General features: G+C 38.7%; 19 protein-coding genes. 12 read left to right on the top strand and 7 right to left on the bottom strand.

All coding sequences use genetic code 11. From position 1 onward, the window contains the following. Window positions 1-47: 47 nt before the first annotated feature. Window positions 48-935 carry a LysR family transcriptional regulator gene (locus tag FDO66_RS02050; RefSeq protein ID WP_141430749.1) on the bottom strand — a complete coding sequence of 296 codons (888 nt, stop codon included), beginning with the start codon at window positions 933-935 and terminating at the stop codon, window positions 48-50. A gap of 121 nt (window positions 936-1,056) precedes the next feature. Between FDO66_RS02050 and FDO66_RS02045 the strand changes: the two genes are divergently transcribed. Both FDO66_RS02045 and FDO66_RS02040 read left to right on the top strand, forming a co-directional pair. Then, window positions 1,057-1,962, top strand: a complete 906-nt coding sequence (locus tag FDO66_RS02045) for a DMT family transporter (protein WP_141430748.1) — start codon at window positions 1,057-1,059, stop codon at window positions 1,960-1,962. 138 nt (window positions 1,963-2,100) lie between these two features. Continuing rightward, on the top strand, window positions 2,101-2,328 hold the full coding sequence (locus tag FDO66_RS02040; protein ID WP_141430747.1) for a ferredoxin: 228 nt from the start codon (window positions 2,101-2,103) through the stop codon (window positions 2,326-2,328). A 195-nt stretch (window positions 2,329-2,523) separates the two neighbouring features. On the opposite strand, the gene FDO66_RS02035 is transcribed toward FDO66_RS02040, so the two are convergent. Then, window positions 2,524-3,111, bottom strand: a complete 588-nt coding sequence (locus FDO66_RS02035; RefSeq protein ID WP_141430746.1) for an NAD(P)H-dependent oxidoreductase — start codon at window positions 3,109-3,111, stop codon at window positions 2,524-2,526. Between the two features lie 120 nt (window positions 3,112-3,231). Between FDO66_RS02035 and FDO66_RS02030 the strand changes: the two genes are divergently transcribed. Continuing rightward, entirely contained in the window at window positions 3,232-3,660 is a 429-nt protein-coding gene (locus FDO66_RS02030; RefSeq protein ID WP_141430745.1) for a MarR family winged helix-turn-helix transcriptional regulator, read from the top strand. A gap of 71 nt (window positions 3,661-3,731) precedes the next feature. Here the strand turns inward: FDO66_RS02030 and FDO66_RS02025 are convergent, their stop codons facing one another. Together FDO66_RS02025 and FDO66_RS02020 are read right to left on the bottom strand one after the other, a co-directional pair. Beyond that, window positions 3,732-4,520, bottom strand: coding sequence for an ABC transporter permease (locus FDO66_RS02025; RefSeq protein WP_141430744.1), 789 nt, complete (start codon window positions 4,518-4,520; stop codon window positions 3,732-3,734). Beyond that, window positions 4,517-5,401 (bottom strand): ATP-binding cassette domain-containing protein, encoded by an 885-nt coding sequence (locus FDO66_RS02020; protein ID WP_141430743.1) that lies wholly within the window; start codon window positions 5,399-5,401, stop codon window positions 4,517-4,519. The genes FDO66_RS02025 and FDO66_RS02020 overlap by 4 nt, the downstream gene beginning before the upstream one ends. 269 nt (window positions 5,402-5,670) lie before the next feature. On the opposite strand from FDO66_RS02020, the gene FDO66_RS02015 reads away from it, so the two are divergent. Then, window positions 5,671-6,441 carry a TetR/AcrR family transcriptional regulator gene (locus FDO66_RS02015; protein WP_141430742.1) on the top strand — a complete coding sequence of 257 codons (771 nt, stop codon included), beginning with the start codon at window positions 5,671-5,673 and terminating at the stop codon, window positions 6,439-6,441. A gap of 247 nt (window positions 6,442-6,688) precedes the next feature. Here FDO66_RS02015 and FDO66_RS02010 read toward each other — a convergent pair whose 3' ends face one another. Both FDO66_RS02010 and FDO66_RS02005 read right to left on the bottom strand, forming a co-directional pair. Further along, on the bottom strand, window positions 6,689-7,192 hold the full coding sequence (locus FDO66_RS02010; RefSeq protein WP_141431136.1) for a VOC family protein: 504 nt from the start codon (window positions 7,190-7,192) through the stop codon (window positions 6,689-6,691). A 295-nt stretch (window positions 7,193-7,487) separates the two neighbouring features. Continuing rightward, the gene (locus FDO66_RS02005) at window positions 7,488-8,948 is read right to left on the bottom strand and encodes a protein adenylyltransferase SelO (RefSeq protein WP_141430741.1); all 1,461 of its coding nucleotides are present in this window, start codon (window positions 8,946-8,948) and stop codon (window positions 7,488-7,490) included. A gap of 340 nt (window positions 8,949-9,288) precedes the next feature. Here FDO66_RS02005 and FDO66_RS02000 point away from each other — a divergent pair, with 340 nt between their 5' ends. The 5 genes from FDO66_RS02000 to FDO66_RS01980 all read left to right on the top strand — a co-directional run bounded on the left by FDO66_RS02000 (window position 9,289) and on the right by FDO66_RS01980 (window position 13,228). Beyond that, entirely contained in the window at window positions 9,289-9,477 is a 189-nt protein-coding gene (locus FDO66_RS02000) for a MerR family DNA-binding transcriptional regulator (protein ID WP_141430740.1), read from the top strand. A 29-nt stretch (window positions 9,478-9,506) separates the two neighbouring features. Beyond that, entirely contained in the window at window positions 9,507-10,088 is a 582-nt protein-coding gene (locus FDO66_RS01995; RefSeq protein WP_141430739.1) for a hypothetical protein, read from the top strand. Beyond that, window positions 10,085-11,542 carry an alpha-L-fucosidase gene (locus FDO66_RS01990; RefSeq protein ID WP_141430738.1) on the top strand — a complete coding sequence of 486 codons (1,458 nt, stop codon included), beginning with the start codon at window positions 10,085-10,087 and terminating at the stop codon, window positions 11,540-11,542. The genes FDO66_RS01995 and FDO66_RS01990 overlap by 4 nt, the downstream gene beginning before the upstream one ends. Window positions 11,543-11,939: 397 nt before the next feature. Next, window positions 11,940-12,158, top strand: coding sequence for a hypothetical protein (locus tag FDO66_RS21085; protein ID WP_220095142.1), 219 nt, complete (start codon window positions 11,940-11,942; stop codon window positions 12,156-12,158). 350 nt (window positions 12,159-12,508) lie between these two features. After that, complete coding sequence (locus tag FDO66_RS01980; protein ID WP_141430736.1) at window positions 12,509-13,228, top strand: CAP domain-containing protein; 720 nt, start codon at window positions 12,509-12,511, stop codon at window positions 13,226-13,228. A gap of 261 nt (window positions 13,229-13,489) precedes the next feature. Here the strand turns inward: FDO66_RS01980 and FDO66_RS01975 are convergent, their stop codons facing one another. Then, the gene (locus FDO66_RS01975; RefSeq protein ID WP_141430735.1) at window positions 13,490-14,143 is read right to left on the bottom strand and encodes an FMN-dependent NADH-azoreductase; all 654 of its coding nucleotides are present in this window, start codon (window positions 14,141-14,143) and stop codon (window positions 13,490-13,492) included. Window positions 14,144-14,303: 160 nt separating this feature from the next. Here FDO66_RS01975 and FDO66_RS01970 point away from each other — a divergent pair, with 160 nt between their 5' ends. The 3 genes from FDO66_RS01970 to ahpF all read left to right on the top strand — a co-directional run bounded on the left by FDO66_RS01970 (window position 14,304) and on the right by ahpF (window position 17,396). Further along, a complete protein-coding gene (locus FDO66_RS01970; RefSeq protein ID WP_141430734.1) occupies window positions 14,304-14,879 on the top strand; it encodes a TetR/AcrR family transcriptional regulator in 576 nt (191 codons plus the stop codon). Between the two features lie 409 nt (window positions 14,880-15,288). Continuing rightward, window positions 15,289-15,852 (top strand): alkyl hydroperoxide reductase subunit C, encoded by a 564-nt coding sequence (gene ahpC / locus FDO66_RS01965; RefSeq protein ID WP_141430733.1) that lies wholly within the window; start codon window positions 15,289-15,291, stop codon window positions 15,850-15,852. A gap of 14 nt (window positions 15,853-15,866) precedes the next feature. Continuing rightward, complete coding sequence (ahpF, locus tag FDO66_RS01960) at window positions 15,867-17,396, top strand: alkyl hydroperoxide reductase subunit F (protein WP_141430732.1); 1,530 nt, start codon at window positions 15,867-15,869, stop codon at window positions 17,394-17,396. Window positions 17,397-17,501 lie beyond the last annotated feature (105 nt).

Here is a 17,501-nt window from a genome sequence, read left to right as displayed (position 1 = left end):
AAAAAAATAGAATATCATAAAAGAAATCTATTATTGGAATAGCAAGATTACCTTGTTTGCTGCTCGACGCTCTTTATCCATTTATTGGTAAGTTCAATAAACCTTTTTGCGGCAGGTGAAGCTTGCTTAATTGAAGATAGTGATAGTACAAGTGATCGAAAAGGACAGTCCTCCAATTCTACCACTGACACGTTTCGACTTTGCCCTTGTAATGCCAGCTCCGACATAACACTAATTCCTAGTCCGCTCTCTACCATTGCGACAATGGCATGATCATCGCCGGCTTCAAATTGAACATTTAGTTGAACAGAAGCCTTTTCTAATACTTGCCTGACATCGTATCCACATTGGTAGGAAGGCATAATAAAAGGCTCTTTCTCAAGTTGAGCATAACTTATTTTAGATTGATTGGTTAATGGGTGATTTTGTGGCACTATGCACAGCATGCGATCATTCTTCAAAGGGATAACCTCTAAATTATCAGAAGATGGCAATGACATAAAACCTAAATCTATCACTCCATTATGAATCCATGTTTCAATATCACTATAGTCGCCTTCCATCAAACTGATTTCGATACGAGGATGTTCATGACGAAATTGATTGATAATCCCAGGCAGCCAATGAATAGACACGCTCGTAAAGGTTCCAATTCGTATGGCACCTGCTTCCAATCCATTTATTGCTGCAATTTCTTGTTTTAATTGCTCATTATAATTCAATATCTCTCGCGCATACTTTAACACTCGTCTGCCATTTTCGGTTAATTGGACTCCTGCTTTATTTCGAGAGAGAAGCAGAAAACCATATTCTGATTCAAGACTTCGTACTGCATGACTAACTCCTGATTGCGTAAGGTTTAATGTTTCTGCAGCCCTTGATAAATTTCCTAATTCAACTGCCTTCAGAAAAATTTCTAACTTTGCTAGACTCAAAGATCTCCCTCCTCTATCTAAGAGTTTTTTTCAAGTATATCATTACATACATTCAATTTACTAATGTTTCATTCACAATTATACTAATAGCAATAAAAGAAACTGACAAGGAGTGTTCAAAATGAAACCCTATAAAGCTGATTTAATGATTTTGGCTGTAACAATGACCTGGGGTTCTTCCTATCTTTTTATGAAAATTGGATTAGAAACTGTTTCATCGTTTACCCTTGTTGCCCTTCGCTTTGGTCTTGCTTTTCTGATATGTGCTGCTGTTTTTTTCAGACAATTCCGAACTATTAATCTTGTTACACTTAAATATGGGTTTATTCTCGGGTTTTTACTGTTTTCCGTATCAGCATCAGTCATATTAGGCTTAAAAACCACATCCGCTTCTAATGCCGGCTTTTTAGCTAGTTTAACTGTAATCTTTATCCCCTTATTGTCAATCGTCTTATTTAAGGAAAATCTAAACTATAGACAAATAATAAGTGCTTTTTTTGCAATAACAGGAATTGGCTTACTGACCTTGAAAGATCATTTTACAATCAACCCTGGTGATTTATTATGTGTCTTAGCAGCCATTTTGTACGCATTCCATATCATCGTCACTGGCATTGCCGCAAAAGTAGCTAATACATTACATCTTGGTATCCTTCAACTAGGCTTCGCAGGGGGCTTCGGTGTACTATTTACCCTGATTTTCGAAAAACCGCAGCTTCCTGCCTCTAAAGAGAGTTGGTTGGCTGTCTTAGTATTAAGTATTGTATGTAGTGCTTTTGGATACATCCTTCAATCGATTGCTCAAAAATACACAACGCCCGCTCACACTGGTATCATTTTTTCATTAGAACCTGTATTTGCCGCATTATTTGCTTATTTTTTTATGAACGAATTGTTGCCTCTTAAAGGTTATCTAGGAGCTTTCTTAATCCTAACCGGTGTTTTTATAGCTGAGCTTAAAATTAAAATACCACATCATAAAAATACGATTAGAACTGAAGTTAAAAAATGCTCTGAGCTGACTTGAACTAGATCTTTTAGGTTTCTTGTTAAATATAATTATTGAAAAACTTGTTGAAAAAAAGTCACAACTCTTTTAAAAAAACAACCATCTAGGAGTTACTATTATTATAGAGATCTATAAATTTTGAAAGGAGGATATGCAATGAGTAAATATACAATCGTCGACAAAACTACTTGTATCGCTTGTGCAGCATGTGGGGCTATTGCTCCAGAAATATTTGATTTTGATGAAGACGGCATAGCTGAAGTGATCCTTGATAACAATACTGGCACAGGAAAAGTAGAAGAAGAACTGTATGATGATTTAATAGAAGCACAAGAAGGCTGTCCAGTTCATTCTATTAAAATAGGAGATACACCTTTTTCATAATATCTTTTGTTCATTGAAGAAACTGTCGATTGAAGGAAAATATCTTCACTTCGGTTCAATTAGATAGTGAGGGCAGCAGACGAGAAATTTGGTTAGAACACATATCTTCGTTGATCAATGGATATACGGATTAAAACAAACAGCTCAAAAAGCGGCAGGCTGACCTGCCGTTCTACTTCACTGCGCTATGAACTCTCAACGCTCAACTTTCTTAAAATAACGATATATTTTTTCTAGTTTTATAGTTTGTTTTCCCTTTGGACTTTCCATATTACCAAATTCAAAGAACTTCACTTTTTTAATTCCTACAAAGTTAAATAAGGCTTTCCTCATCAATATTTTATGGGCATTATTTAACCAATAAAGTGGATATATTGTAGGTCCCTTCATAGTGGAGATACACACAACTGACTTTCCTTTCAAAAGTCCCTCTGGTAGAATTCCCTTCTTATCTCTGTAGGCAAAATTTGCAGCAAACAATTGATCAATGTATCCCAGCAGCATGGCTGGAGGTCTTCCCCACCAGATTGGATAAATAAAGACAATCTTGTCAGCCCAAGTAATTTGCTTTCTATATTTTTCAATATGAGGATCACTATGCATATCTCGTCTTCGTTTATGTTCATTAAACACTAGGAGTGGATCGAATCTCTCTTCATACAAATCTAAGACTTGTAACTCCTTTATATTTGGGTTTTCATTACTTCCTTTTATGACTTTTTGTAAAAAGGCATAGCATAAACTTTTATGATTAGGGTGTGTGTAAATAACTAGCGTTTTCATAACGCACCTCTTTTACTTATCATTTGATAACTAAATAATAGCATTTATAACTTTTTATTGTCAAATGATAATTGTATTTTGATAACAATTTTGTTATCTTCTCACTAAGAGGTGAAAGATATGGACAAAAAAGCTCTTTTTTTAAAATGTGTGACCTTTACAGCTGCAGTTCATCGTATGACAAATGAATTAACAAAAAACGCAAAATCGGATTCCATCACGCCAGTTCAATACAACATTCTTGAATATATAACGATTTGTCAGCCAGTTACCCCTAGTGAAATTAGTGATTGTCAGCATTTATCTATGCCAAATACTAGTCGTGAATTGAAAAAATTAAGTGAAAAAAATTTAATTGAAAAGATAAATGATGCCAAAGATCGACGAAAACAATATATTCGTCTCTCTAAAGAAGGCGAAATCATGATGAACGAAGCTTTTGCATTCATAGAATCTCGTTTCTTAGATCGAATTCAAAATGCTACGAAAGAAGATTTAGTGGAAATAGACCGCGCCCTAGATCTTCTTCAGACAAAACTATTTTATTAATAAACAAGTTCAAAAAGAACAGTAGATCGTTACCCCGATCCGCTGTTCTTTTTGATTATGTGCCACCTTTTTTAGCGTTGCCCAGCCTTTTTGTGGAATACCCATGTGGACCACATAATGGACCCAGCAAGGATAAACACACACCAGCCAATGGCCCACCAAACATGGTTACCAACCGTATCACCGTTAAGGAGAGTCCGAATGGTTTCAATCACCGGAGTAATTGGTTGATTTTCTGCTACTCCATGTAACCAATCTGGCATAGTGTCTGTCGGCACGAAAGCACTCGAGAGATAAGGCAGGAATAATAACACGAACCCGTACCCGCTAGCAGCAGCCGGTGTGCTGGCGACAAGGCCGATCGCAGCGTAGAGCCAGGTGAATGTCAAAATGAATAAAATGATGACTCCTATTGCCGCAAACCACGCTATTATACTAGTGGTAGCCCGGAATCCTAAGATGAGCGCGATGCTTATGACTATACCAGTTGCAATGAGGTTCCGGACCAAACTTGCAACAACATGACCGGAAATAACGTTCAAGCTTCGAATTGGCATGGTTCGGAACCGGTCAATAATGCCATTCGTCATATCTGTAGCAACATCTACTGCTGTACTTGATGATCCAAAGCCTGCACACAACAAAATGATCCCTGGTACCACATAATTAACATATTGACCACTTGGATCAATGGCGCCACCAAATACATATGTGAACAGCAGCATGAGCATGATCGGAAGTGCAATGGCCATAATCAAAGCCTCTGTGTTACGCAGACTGTGAAGTAAACTTCGTCTAATAAAGACGGAATTGGTAATGAGTAACGTTGGTTTTTTAGTCTGAGTTTTCATGTTTATCATAATGCTCTCTCCTTCTCCATAGTGGTAAGGGTTAGGAATACATCATCCAAACTTGGCCTGCGTAAGCTTATACGCGTTCCTTCAGGTACCGTAGGAGTCAATTTCTCAAGAATATGTTTGACCTCATCAATACTGCCGTTTGTCGGAATTTCATGAATAATTTCATCCTTTTCGTTTCGTATTTCAATCATCTCACTGCCAATACGTGATTTCATTTCCTCCGGTGTTCCATGTGAAACAATATGACCACCCGAAATAACAGCAATCGAATCAGCCAGCTGATCCGCTTCTTCTAAATATTGAGTCGTAAGAAAAACCGTGACTCCCTCGGATGCCAAATTTAGAATGATATCCCATAATGAACGTCTGCTGCGTGTATCAAGGCCTGTCGTTGGTTCATCTAAAAATATAATCGGTCTACGGACAACTAAGCTGACAGCAAGATCCAACCGGCGACGCATTCCCCCAGAATACGTTTTAACCCGTTTATGTGCAGCCTCCGTTAAATCAAAATATTCAATAAGTTCACTTGCTCTTGAACGAGACTCTAACCGTGAGAGACCTAAAAGTCTGCCCATCATACGCAGGTTTTCCTCAGCAGTTAACATTTCATCAACAGCTGCAAACTGACCTGTGAGGCTAATGGAACTTTTTACTGCTTCTTTATTGTTTACAATATCGTACCCTGCAACCTTTGCAGATCCTGCATCAGGAGCTACCAATGTCGCTAGAATATTGATTAATGTAGTCTTTCCGGCCCCGTTAGGACCAAGAAGGGCAAAAATTTCTCCCTTTGGAACAGCTAAGTCGATACCATTAAGTACAGTCTGATGACCATATTTCTTTTGCAGACCAACGATTTCAATAGCTAATTGACTCATGAATATTCCTCCTTGTTTTTAACAGAATAATTATTGTGTATTATATAAACAGTATATTGCATACACAGTATATTGCATATACAATTATATTGCAACCATTCTTTTTTAGCTTTTTAAGTCCAATTTGTCATATACAGCAGGAATGGCCCAAATAATGTTATGTATGGAAATCATCACTTATTCAAAATCTGAATACATTTTGGGTTTTTAATGGAATAGTGTATTTCTTTTTAGGTTCTAAATGAAATTTGCAGAGGTGAAATAAAGATATGAAGGATCATGAAAATGAGGAAAACTTACCCTCAGGCGTAGCCATAAGCTGGGGGCTAGGCAAACAGCCACAGAGGGGGCCGAAACGAGAATTAAGCATCAAACAAATCGTCGAGACCGCTATCGAAATTGCCGATAAGGATGGATTGGCTGCCCTCTCCATGAACAAAGTTGCATCAACTTTAGGATTCACAACGATGTCGCTCTATCGGTATATACCAAGCAAGGATGATTTACTTTTACTCATGCAGGATGCTGTTTGTGATGTTCCTTTCCCAACGGATGATGAGGAAACTGATTGGCGCGAAAAAATGCGCGAGTATGTTAGAGTAAGCACTGGTATCATTCAGGACCATCCTTGGTTTAACGATATTCCAATCTCAGGCATTCCAGTCACCCCAAACCAACTTAAAATGGTGGATATAGCACTTCGATCCACTCGTGATCTCCTTCTAAATGATTATGAGAAGATGTCAATTGTTCTTCTATTAAGTGGATATGCACGTTGGTGCGGTACGATTATGAAAGATATGAACAGAGCTCTTCAGGCAGGAAAGAGTCCTGGTGCATTTAATGGCATCGATTACAGTACGGCACTAAAAAAATTGGTCACACCTGAAGGTTATCCAGATCTCTACCCGGTTTTGATGTCAGGAGCCTATACGGAAGAGAATGAGGAAGAAAACACGGTTGGAGATGATTTCGATTTCGGGCTCGAACGGATTCTTGACGGCATTGAGCACTACCTTATATCAAAGAGAGCGCAATAATAGGGGTGCCTTGATATACATACATTGATAAAAGATAAGATGACAAAAGACAGGTGCTTTTACCTGTCTTTGGATAACTTTGAAAATATTAAAACGTAAGAGTAGCAGATGGAGAATGGTCTTGTTCATCTTTCTTTTTATTTAGCTAAGCTTTAATAAATCAGATTTCCTTACCTATAGCAGATCTGTCTTTTACTTATTTGAAAGCACGACCTTTTATCAGCACGCGTTCAATACTTATAGCATTCTATCCCTCATACGCTTGCATTAACGTTTTGATGTCAATTTTATTCTTCGTTTGGAGCAATGCTTTCATCACTCTGTCCGTTTTCTCTGAATCAGAGTCATTGATCAACTCGTTTAGAATTGTGGGAACGATTTGCCATGATACACCGAATTTATCTTTAAGCCAACCACACACTTGAGCCTTTTCATCTCCGCCTTCGGATAGTTTTCCCCAATAATAGTCCAATTCTTCTTGATCCTCACAATTGACGATAAATGATATCGCCTCAGTAAATTGGAAGTACGGACCTCCATTTAAAGCTACGAATTGTTGTCCTTCTAGTTGAAATTCCACAGTCATTACTGTCCCCTCTACAATTCCAGGAATTTCGTGCCTTTCTTTTCCATAGCGAGTGATCCTTCCGATCTTGGAATTTTTAAAGATAGACGTGTAAAATTCCGCCGCTTCTTCGGCATGTTTATCAAACCATAAGTTTGGTGTGATTTTTTGAATTTTATTTTTCATCATTTTTGTCCTCCTTAATTTGCAAGAATTTACGATTTTTCATTTTTTGATAGTGCTTCTGACAAGTTCCGTTCTTATTACTCTTCGTAATACCATTCACACCATTACTAAAACTATTTCTTTTACCGCTATTTTGGTACGATTCACATTACCCCCTTATACCGTTTCCAAAACATTTACTAATACTTCTTAGAAAAGAGAAAATCACAAAATAAAATAATGCTGCCTCAAGAAAGGAGCAGCATTATTTTAGTAAAAAGGCAACTTGATTAAGAAAACAATAATAGCTTATTTATCAAGTACCGCAAAAGGTTCGGTAAGGGGTTGTCGACGCAGACAGTGTACAGTATTCAGTCTGTTCAGTAGAGTACACGTAAGGATTTGAAAGAACAGCCAAAAGCTGTTCCATCACACTGTAATCTCCTTGTTCTACTGCGGCTTCTAGAGCTTCTTCAACGCGGTGGTTCCTTGGGATAATTGCTGGATTGCTGTTCCGCATTAACTGATTCGAAGAGGCTTTCGACTCCTGTTGTCTACCAAGTCTCGCCTGCCAGAGTTCATGCCACTTAGCGAATTCTGGGGTCCCAAACAAGCCCGTATCGGATTGACTATCTAATGTTAATGCTCGGAAGGTATTCGTATAGTCTGCACGATGCTCCTTCATCATACTGAGAAGACCATTTATGAGGGCTTCATCCTCTGTCTCTTCGTTAAAGATCCCAAGTTTCGCTCTCATTCCTGCGAGCCAATTAGAATGATACAACTTAATAAATTCTGAAATCTTATCCTGGGCTAGTTTGAGAGCCTCCTCCTCATTATCATGCAGCAGGGGCAATAGAGTTTCAGCAAATCGCGCGAGATTCCACGCACCAATATTAGGCTGATTCCCATAGGCGTAGCGGCCTCGAATATCAATGGAACTGAATACCGTTTCCGGGTCATAGGCATCCATAAAGGCGCAAGGACCATAATCAATGGTTTCTCCGCTAATGGTCATGTTGTCGGTGTTCATCACCCCATGAATAAAGCCAACCAGCTGCCATTTGGCAATAAGCTCGGCCTGTCGCTTGATCACTTCCTGAAGCAGCGAAAGATAACGGTTTTCATCCGCTTCAACCTCTGGAAAATGACGCTTTATCGCATAGTCAGCCATAACCTGGAGTTCTTCTGTTCTCCAATTTGCAACGTATTGAAAAGTACCGACTCGCAAATGACTGGCTGCCACACGGGTTAGAATCGCACCAGGCAGGTCGGTTTCACGAATGACTGCCTCACCAGTTGTCACCACTGCTAGACTGCGGGTAGTAGGAATACCAAGGGCATACATGGCTTCGCTAATAATGTATTCACGCAGCATCGGTCCAAGTGCTGCGCGGCCATCACCCCCGCGCGAGTATGGCGTTCTCCCTGGACCCTTAAGCTGAATATCAACCCGCTCACCTTGAGGCGAGATCTGCTCGCCTAGCAGCACCGCTCGGCCGTCCCCTAACATGTTAAAATGGCCGAATTGATGCCCTGCGTAAGCTTGAGCAAGAGGCGAAGCACCTTCGGGAATCTCATTTCCAGCAAGCACCGCTACACCATCTTCGCTTTGCAGCTCCTGAACGTTTAACCCTAAAGACGATGCCAATGGATGATTAAGAATGACCAACTTAGGTGAGCGTACAGGAGTTGGATTGATGCTGGAAAAAAATGATTTCGGCAGACGGGCATAACTATTTTCAAAGTTCCATCCTGCTTCTTTACTCATTGTCATAGCTTCTCCTATCTTTTTTTCTTTTTGTATAATCGTTTTTTTTCTTAATATTAAACAAAAATCATAAGCGTAGTAATCAACATTCCATAAAAAAACACCAGGCAGCTCCTTTTTAATGTCTACTGCTGTAAATTAATTATACTGTTTCCAGACAAAGATGACGCTCTTTAAGTAAAATGGATTACCACACTCTTCGTGATTTGACGAAAACATCTTACTCTCTGATTGTGACTTTACCCATTAATCTTCCCACTTCCCCTAGATAAAATCTATAGCACTGGATTTGCTCTTGCTCGTTACGTTACGTAATGAGATAGAATTGTAATAGGAGGTGAGGGCTATGGACGGTGCAAATAAGACTTATTTGGTCGGAGAACTGGCCGCAGCAACCGGTGTAACTGTACGAACACTCCAGCACTACGACAATATCGGGCTATTGCCGACATCCGGCCGTACTGATGGTGGACGACGTTATTATACCAAGAAGATATGCTTTGTTTGGAGCAAATTATCTTTTACAAATCTTTAGGACTTTCTTTAAAAGAAATACGCGACAAGTTGGTTAAACGCCCCACGTTATCTCAAATCGAGCAAATACTGAAAGTGCAAGAGATTGAACTCTTTAAAAAAATAGAAGACGCACATGCAAGCATTGCTGCAATCGAAGCATGCCGGACTGCCATCGCTGCGGGAAACTACCCGTCATGGCAGCTATTGACTCATTTTATCCGAACCTTTAAGAACAGCAATCTATTGGATTGGAGTCAATTCACATTTAATGACACCCAGAAGGAAATCCTCGGCAAGCGATTTGTAAATGAACAAGACGCCTTCGATTTGTATCATACATGGAGAGTGTTGGCCGTGAAAGCTGTAACGCTTGCTAAGTCTGGAGTGTCACCGGATGATCCTGCCGCGCAAGACTTGGCAGCAGACTGGTGGAAAATGGTTCAAGAGGTAACTGGATGTGATTCCGATCAAATACAGGCATTTGCACAGATACAAGGAGAGCGGGCATCTTGGCCTGAAGGAGACCTCGATCTAATGGATGCATCACAAACCTTTATCGAACAATCAGTTAAGCACTATCTAGCGTCCCAATCGATTAAAAATAAAGAAGGAGGTTCGGGAGTATTATGAATCATAAAACCTATCAACCAACCAAGGAGTCCCTCAATACTCACCCGGTACCGGAGTGGTTTGAAGATGCTAAATTTGGAATTTTTATACACTGGGGATTATTTTCTGTCCCTGGTTTTGCACCTTTGGGTAGTTTAGCGGATACTTTGAAGACCGATTACGATCGGGCAATGTTAAACTACCCCTATGCTGAAGGCTATTGGAATGCTATTAAGGACCCTGATACACCATCCGCTCAATACCATAAAGCTAATTATGGCAACATGCCCTATCAGGGATTTAAAGAGATGTTTATGGATGGACTGAAAAATTGGGATCCCTCTGCTTGGGCAAAAATCTTTAGCGACGCCGGTGCAAAATACGTCGTGATCGTTTCCAAACACCACGATGGTTTTTGCCTATGGCCTACTGAGGTTAAAAATTCACATGAGCAGAACTGGTTTAGTAAGCGTGACATTATTGGTGAATTAGCTGAAGCTGTTCGAAAGGAAGGAATGCGCTTTGGCATATACTATTCGGGAGGAATAGACTGGACGTTTCGTCGAAGGATTTCAAGGACGTTTATTGATTATTCATTTTCCACGCCTGGTGGTGATTATCCGGCATATGCCGATGCACATGTCCGTGAGCTAATAGATCGATATCATCCGGACATTTTATGGAATGATATTTGCTGGCCTACCAACCAGGATAGACTATTCCGTTTGTTTGCCTACTATTATGATGTCGTTCCTGATGGTGTGGTAAATGACCGATGGAAACATGCAACTTCAGCCAACAAGATTATGGGCTTGAAACCTGTACGAGCCATAATGGACATCATGGTAAAGCAAATGATAAAGAAAAATCCCGATATTCACTCTGCCCTTGTACAACCTATCATTCCCCATAGCGATTTCGCTACACCAGAGTATACGAAATACACGGATATACAATTAAAAAAGTGGGAGATGACGCGTGGAATCGGAAATTCATTTGGCTATAATCGCAATGAGAGTGATAAAGACTATGCCTCCTTTGATAGATTATTTTTAGATTTTATAGATGCTGTGTCCAAAAATGGGAATTTGCTGCTTAATGTGGGTCCTCGTGGTGAAGATGCGCAAATACCTGTTGAACAGCTCAATCGATTATCAAAATTTGGCGATTGGCTTAATCGCAATGGTGATGCGGTTTATGGTACACGAACTTGGACACGGGCAGAAGCCATCACAGAGACAGGAGATACAATCCATTTTACTAAAAAGGGGAATAAAATTTACCTGATGATCCTTGGGAAGTTCAGCGGATCAAAATTAAAAGTAAAGGATGTATTTTTAGAGGGCCAGGCATGCCTTCTAGCTGATGGCAGTTCAATTAAATTAGAACGAGATGGTAATGACATGGTTCTTACCTTTTCACAGCAACTTCATGATCTATTTGTTCCTGTTGTTCTTATACAGAGTATGGTATAGGATTAACACCATTCTATCATTCAAAAAAAACATTATTAATTAGATGAACTTCACTTGAGAGGAGTTTTTATAATTGATCTTAAGGAAACAGGGAACTCGAGAAATATTAAATGTGAGATCTAAAAGAGTTGTTTGGGCTGGATACGCCTCATTTATTTGGGTGACTGTATTTAATTTTTTTCCATATTTATTGGTACTATGGCGGGCGCTTCGGCTTAGGCGATGCAACTAATTCGATCCCTCCTCCACCCACGACTCTTTCACAATGGATTTATTTTTACATTGGATCTTCATGTTTATTACCGGTACGATTGTTCCCCTTGCAACGATTCAGTCCTGGGGGAGGTTTATCCCTCGCCGAATTATACTTATCGCATGTTGGCTTGGATGTGCGATTTTGGTTCTGAGAGGACTAGCTGGTTTTGTTGATGATCTGTCTCGATCATTAGGTCTGTTGCCAACTGGTCTCACCGGATTAACTTATGAGCAAACCACTGGAGATGAACATATAACAACATACACACTATGGTCCAGCCGGGCAATAGATGGATATTTCTTTGTTGGCGGGATTTTATACGGTTTAGCGGCTAGGTTTTTTCAGCACAAAAGTACGTAAGAAATGAGCGCTTCAGAATTGAATATCATTCGTATTCTTCGAGGCATGCTATAGGCCACTTGACCAACGACCTTTTCCAAGGTTGGGCAAGTGGCCTTCCATGTCTCGTATCGATTAAGGTGAATAAATCCCCCTTACTTATGAAACGGTTCTCCTTGGTTAATCTAAATGAGGTTGTAGCTAGTATAAAAATAGAGTCTCTTTTTTATAGATAATCTAAGGTTCAAATTACATTTTCCTATATCTACTTAGCGCCAATATTCTTCCGTAGTCCTTTTATTTTTTATTTTCCAATTTTATTTTCTTTAAAAATAGAGAAAATAAGAAAAAAACAAAAGGAGTAACTTATCATGAAACTTAACAATCTTTGTATTAACTTTACCATTGGCACACTTTTTCTAATGCTAGCAGCTTGTAACAATAACGATCAAGCACAAGACAAAAACAACCATATTAACGAGAATGACACCATCTCCAGCTTACAAACAGATTTAAACAGTGAATTATATCCTCATACTCAACCAGTAAAGATTCAAGATGCTAAATATGAATTCGAAACCATAGAGAATGACCAAAACATGCAGCTGCAAATACCTCAGTCGCAGCAAGATAACAGACAAGGTCAGACTCCAAGTAATGCACAGCAACCATCACAAGCCGAAGCTCCTCAGAATGCCAACCAAAATCAAGGGGGAAGCGAATTTGTGACATCTGTCATTGAATTAACAAATGCTGAAAGACAAAAAAATGGTCTACCAGCTTTAAAGGCTTATCCTGACTTAAGTAATGTAGCAAACGTAAAAGCACAAGACATGAATGAAAAAGGATACTTTTCTCATACGAGTCCAACGTATGGATCACCATTTGATATGATGAGGGACTTTGGTATTACCTATCAATCCGCTGGTGAAAACATTGCACAAGGTCAAAGGACACCGGAAGAGGTTGTAAATGCCTGGATGAATAGTCAAGGTCATCGTGCAAACATATTAAACAATAAGTTCACCCATATCGGGGTTGGATTTGAAGAAGCAGGTTATGAATGGGTACAGATGTTTGTTAAAAAATAGGAATTATATACCACGGGAAATTCGTCTCAGCTAAGATATCTTATTTAAGTAATATTAAATAGAACTCCTTCCAATTTCTTATAAGGAGTTCTATTATCATAACCCTTATTAAAGCGGCTTAATTTAACAAGCATTCGTTTGTTTAATAAGGTTCTTTCAATAGTTCTTCATTACTCTTTCAATGGAAAGAACCCATTTACTTATAGTACTTGCAGGAATGCCAGTAATAAATGATCATTTATATTTCAGACTATTAATTCCTTAATTAACCTCTTCAAATGTTAGCTTAACTAAATGGTCTGCTGCCTCTGATACCTTTTTTAGTCCCTCTTGGATAATTTCCTCTTTTTTATCACGCATTGCATTATGTCCTTCAATAATCACTTCATCCATTACTTCCATACCGAACATACCACTAAACACATTTCTCATATATGTTATTGCCATTTCCATCGGCGCTCTTTCTGGTGTACTGTAAATTCCTCCACGCGCAGTTAAAAAAATGGCTTTTTTATCCGTCATAAGTTGAATGAGCTTACCCTCCGGACTATATTTAAAAGTAAATCCGGCAGCTGCGACATAGTCAACAAATGTGTGTAGTTTAACCGGAATGGTAAAGTTCCATAATGGAAATGCAAACACGATAACTTCCGCTTCTGCAAGAACATCCATTGCCTTTTGCTTTGCAGTTAGGATGCGATGCTCTATATCAGATAGTTCATCACCATTTTGCTTTTTATGAACAGCGCTAAAGAAATCTTGGCCAAAATAGGGCATATCCTCTTCAAACACATCGTAGACTCTTATATTTAAATGACTTGCATCCTGTATTCTCTCCATAAAGGTCTCATACATTTTGCTTGATATTCCTTCTGAACTAGGTCGATTATTTGCTTTCACAACTAAAATATTCATTTTCGATTCCTCCTTTTTATACAAGTGCATTTTATACAACATCTGTTGTATAATTTGATTGTATTCTTCAAATAAGTATCACTCAACCGATGGATTTTACAATTAGTTGTTTATACGACAGATTTAAAAAATTGTCTAAAAACTAGGAAGGTGTGTCATCATGATAGAGTCTAAACTTGATCCACGGATCGTCCGAACACGCAAATTAATCATGGATTCCTTTATCCGTTTATCACGAATAAAAGAATTTAATAGCATTACGATTAAAGATATTACTGATGAAGCTACTGTAAATCGAGCTACATTCTATTACCATTTCACAGACAAGTATGAATTATTAGAGCGAGTATTAAATGAAGATATGATCCCAAAAGTTATCGGACAAATTAACGACCACAATGAAATAAATGAAGAAACGATCACTAGAATATTTATCTCAATTACTGATTTTCAAAGCTCCATTAAAACACAATGTATGAAAAGCTTTGAATCCTTTAAATCCAATATAGAAACAATCATAAAAAAAGAAATGGAACAATTTTTTTATAAGGTTTTATTAGAAAAAAGGTCTGGTTATAGTGAAGAAGAATTAAAGATAGCAGCCGTTATGTTAAGTTGGGGGATCTATGGGGCAACAATTAATTGGCAATATCATAGTAATACGCCGAAAGAAGCATATATAAAAAAAGCAATGCCATTTATTACTCAGGGAATTGGGTTTTTAGGTAAGAGTTGAGATAAAAAAGGTTATATCGTACAAACACTCTTTTAAACAGTGAGTCGAAAACGATCGTTTTTCTTACTAAATAAATTTTAGTTCCAAGAACATAACATATTTCATGCTTAATTGAGAAATACTGATAGTAATTGAAAATTTATGTTTTATCATTAAAATCATTTTAAATTACTAAGCATTAATACCTACAAAAACAATAAGTATTGATTCATAATGGCAATTAAAATAAATCACAATAAAGTTGAGTATTATTCTTGACAAAACAATAAGATTTATATAATAATAAATTTGAAATTAGAATTATTATTTTTAACCAATAATAATAAAAAACAATTTTTGAATTATTTATTGGTTATTTAAAGTTTGGACTAAATGTCCTATTTCAAAAAAACACTAGGAGGAATTTATAATGTCTTTAATCGGAAAAGAAGTACAACCATTCAAAGCACAAGCTTTCCAAAATGGCCAATTTATTGAGGTTACTGAAGAAAACTTAAAAGGAAAGTGGAGCGTATTTTGCTTTTATCCAGCAGACTTTACATTCGTGTGCCCTACTGAGCTTGAAGACCTTCAAAACCAATACGCTACTCTAAAAGAACTTGGAGTTGAAGTGTATTCCGTTTCAACGGATACTCATTTTACACATAAGGCATGGCACGATCATTCAGAAGCTATTGGCAAAATCGAATATATTATGATCGGCGACCCTTCACAAAAAATCTCTCGCAACTTCGATGTACTAAACGAAGAAGAAGGTCTTGCTGATCGCGGTACTTTCATCATCGATCCAGACGGTATCGTTCAAGCAGTTGAAATCAATGCAGGCGGCATCGGCCGTGATGCAAGCACTATTGTTAACAAGATTAAAGCAGCGCAGTATGTTCGCAACAATCCAGGTGAAGTTTGCCCAGCAAAATGGCAAGAAGGTTCTGCAACACTTAAGCCAAGCCTTGATCTTGTAGGAAAGATTTAAGGAGTATTCTCTCGATGATACTAGATGCAGATATAAAAGCACAATTAGCCCAATATCTTCCACTGATGGAGGGCGATGTGCTCCTTAAAGTTAGTGCAGGATCCGATGACGTTTCTCGCGACATGGTGGCTCTAGTGGATGAATTAGCCACCATGTCATCTAAAATTAAGATAGAGAAAACACAATTACAGAAGACACCAAGCTTTAGTGTCAATCGTATCGGCGAAGACACTGGAGTAACTTTTGCTGGTATCCCTCTTGGACACGAATTTACTTCATTAGTATTAGCTCTGCTGCAAGTGAGCGGAAGAGCTCCGAAGGTTGATCAGAAAGTAATTGACCAAATTAAAAGCATTAAGGGCCAATATCACTTTGAATCTTACATTAGCCTAAGCTGCCACAACTGTCCTGATGTGGTGCAAGCACTAAACTTGATGAGCACTCTTAACCCTGGCATTACGCATACTATGATTGATGGTGCAGCGTTTAAAGAAGAAGTTGAAAGCAAAAACATCATGGCAGTACCGACGGTGTTCCTAAATGGGGAATCATTCGGAAGCGGTCGTATGTCAATAGAGGAAATACTTGCCAAGGTAGGCAGTGTTCCAGATGCATCAGAGTTTGCTGATAAGGATCCATTCGATGTGCTTGTAGTTGGAGGCGGACCAGCGGGTGCAAGTGCAGCAGTCTATGCAGCACGTAAAGGCATTCGTACAGGTATTGTTGCTGAACGCTTTGGCGGTCAGATTATGGACACTGTCGGCATTGAGAACTTTATCAGTGTGAAGTATACTGAAGGTCCTAAGCTCGCAGCAAGTCTTGAAGAACATGTGAAAGAGTACGACATTGATATCATGAATTTACAGCGTGCCAAACGTTTAGAAAAGAAAGACTTGATCGAAATTGAACTGGAAAACGGTGCTGTTCTAAAGAGTAAAACCGTCATCCTTTCAACAGGTGCTCGTTGGCGCAATGTTGGAGTACCAGGCGAAGCAGAGTTCAAAAACAAGGGTGTCGCATACTGCCCTCATTGTGATGGACCATTGTTTGCAGGGAAACACGTAGCCGTTATTGGCGGCGGTAATTCCGGTATTGAGGCAGCAATTGACCTCGCTGGAATTGTGAAACATGTAACGGTTCTTGAGTTTATGCCAGAACTGAAAGCTGATTCTGTACTGCAAGATCGTCTATACAGTCTGCCTAACGTAACTGTCCTTAAGAACGTTCAAACAAAAGAAATTACCGGTACTGATAAAGTAAACGGCATTTCCTACATTGAACGTGATACAGGAGAAGTTCATCATATTGAACTACAGGGTGTGTTTGTTCAGATCGGTCTTGTACCAAACACGGATTGGTTAGGTGAAACGATTGAACGTACTAGAATCGGTGAGATCGTTGTAGATAATCATGGAGCAACGAACATACCTGGAGTGTTTGCTGCAGGAGACTGCACAAATAGTCCATATAAACAGATCATTATTTCAATGGGATCAGGCGCGAATGCAGCCTTAGGTGCATTCGATCATCTAATCCGAAATTAATGAACGAAGATGCGTAGCCAAGAAAACCGTTAATGCAACAGTTTCTTGGCTTCGCTCTTTTTTCATCAAATTTACTCGTGTTTTACCGTAGTAACTACTTCGTTA

It is taken from the genome of Bacillus sp. 03113, from assembly GCF_006546985.1.
Taxonomy (GTDB): Bacteria; Bacillota; Bacilli; order Bacillales; family Cytobacillaceae; genus VATK01.
The sequence above is the reverse complement of the archived record's forward strand: the minus strand, read 5'-3'. Positions and strand labels throughout refer to the sequence as shown.

What these genes read in the sequence shown, in the direction of transcription:
- FDO66_RS01990 (WP_141430738.1), top strand. Translation starts at nt 10,085, where the DNA reads ATGAATCATAAAACCTATCAACCAACCAAGGAGTCCCTCAATACTCAC.
- FDO66_RS01980 (WP_141430736.1), top strand. Translation starts at nt 12,509, where the DNA reads ATGAAACTTAACAATCTTTGTATTAACTTTACCATTGGCACACTTTTT.
- FDO66_RS02025 (WP_141430744.1), bottom strand. Translation starts at nt 4,520, where the DNA reads ATGATAAACATGAAAACTCAGACTAAAAAACCAACGTTACTCATTACC.
- FDO66_RS02040 (WP_141430747.1), top strand. Translation starts at nt 2,101, where the DNA reads ATGAGTAAATATACAATCGTCGACAAAACTACTTGTATCGCTTGTGCA.
- FDO66_RS02045 (WP_141430748.1), top strand. Translation starts at nt 1,057, where the DNA reads ATGAAACCCTATAAAGCTGATTTAATGATTTTGGCTGTAACAATGACC.
- FDO66_RS02035 (WP_141430746.1), bottom strand. Translation starts at nt 3,111, where the DNA reads ATGAAAACGCTAGTTATTTACACACACCCTAATCATAAAAGTTTATGC.
- FDO66_RS02020 (WP_141430743.1), bottom strand. Translation starts at nt 5,401, where the DNA reads ATGAGTCAATTAGCTATTGAAATCGTTGGTCTGCAAAAGAAATATGGT.
- FDO66_RS02005 (WP_141430741.1), bottom strand. Translation starts at nt 8,948, where the DNA reads ATGACAATGAGTAAAGAAGCAGGATGGAACTTTGAAAATAGTTATGCC.
- FDO66_RS01975 (WP_141430735.1), bottom strand. Translation starts at nt 14,143, where the DNA reads ATGAATATTTTAGTTGTGAAAGCAAATAATCGACCTAGTTCAGAAGGA.
- FDO66_RS01970 (WP_141430734.1), top strand. Translation starts at nt 14,304, where the DNA reads ATGATAGAGTCTAAACTTGATCCACGGATCGTCCGAACACGCAAATTA.
- ahpF (WP_141430732.1), top strand. Translation starts at nt 15,867, where the DNA reads ATGATACTAGATGCAGATATAAAAGCACAATTAGCCCAATATCTTCCA.
- FDO66_RS02030 (WP_141430745.1), top strand. Translation starts at nt 3,232, where the DNA reads ATGGACAAAAAAGCTCTTTTTTTAAAATGTGTGACCTTTACAGCTGCA.
- FDO66_RS02010 (WP_141431136.1), bottom strand. Translation starts at nt 7,192, where the DNA reads ATGAAAAATAAAATTCAAAAAATCACACCAAACTTATGGTTTGATAAA.
- FDO66_RS02015 (WP_141430742.1), top strand. Translation starts at nt 5,671, where the DNA reads ATGAAGGATCATGAAAATGAGGAAAACTTACCCTCAGGCGTAGCCATA.
- ahpC (WP_141430733.1), top strand. Translation starts at nt 15,289, where the DNA reads ATGTCTTTAATCGGAAAAGAAGTACAACCATTCAAAGCACAAGCTTTC.
- FDO66_RS02000 (WP_141430740.1), top strand. Translation starts at nt 9,289, where the DNA reads ATGGACGGTGCAAATAAGACTTATTTGGTCGGAGAACTGGCCGCAGCA.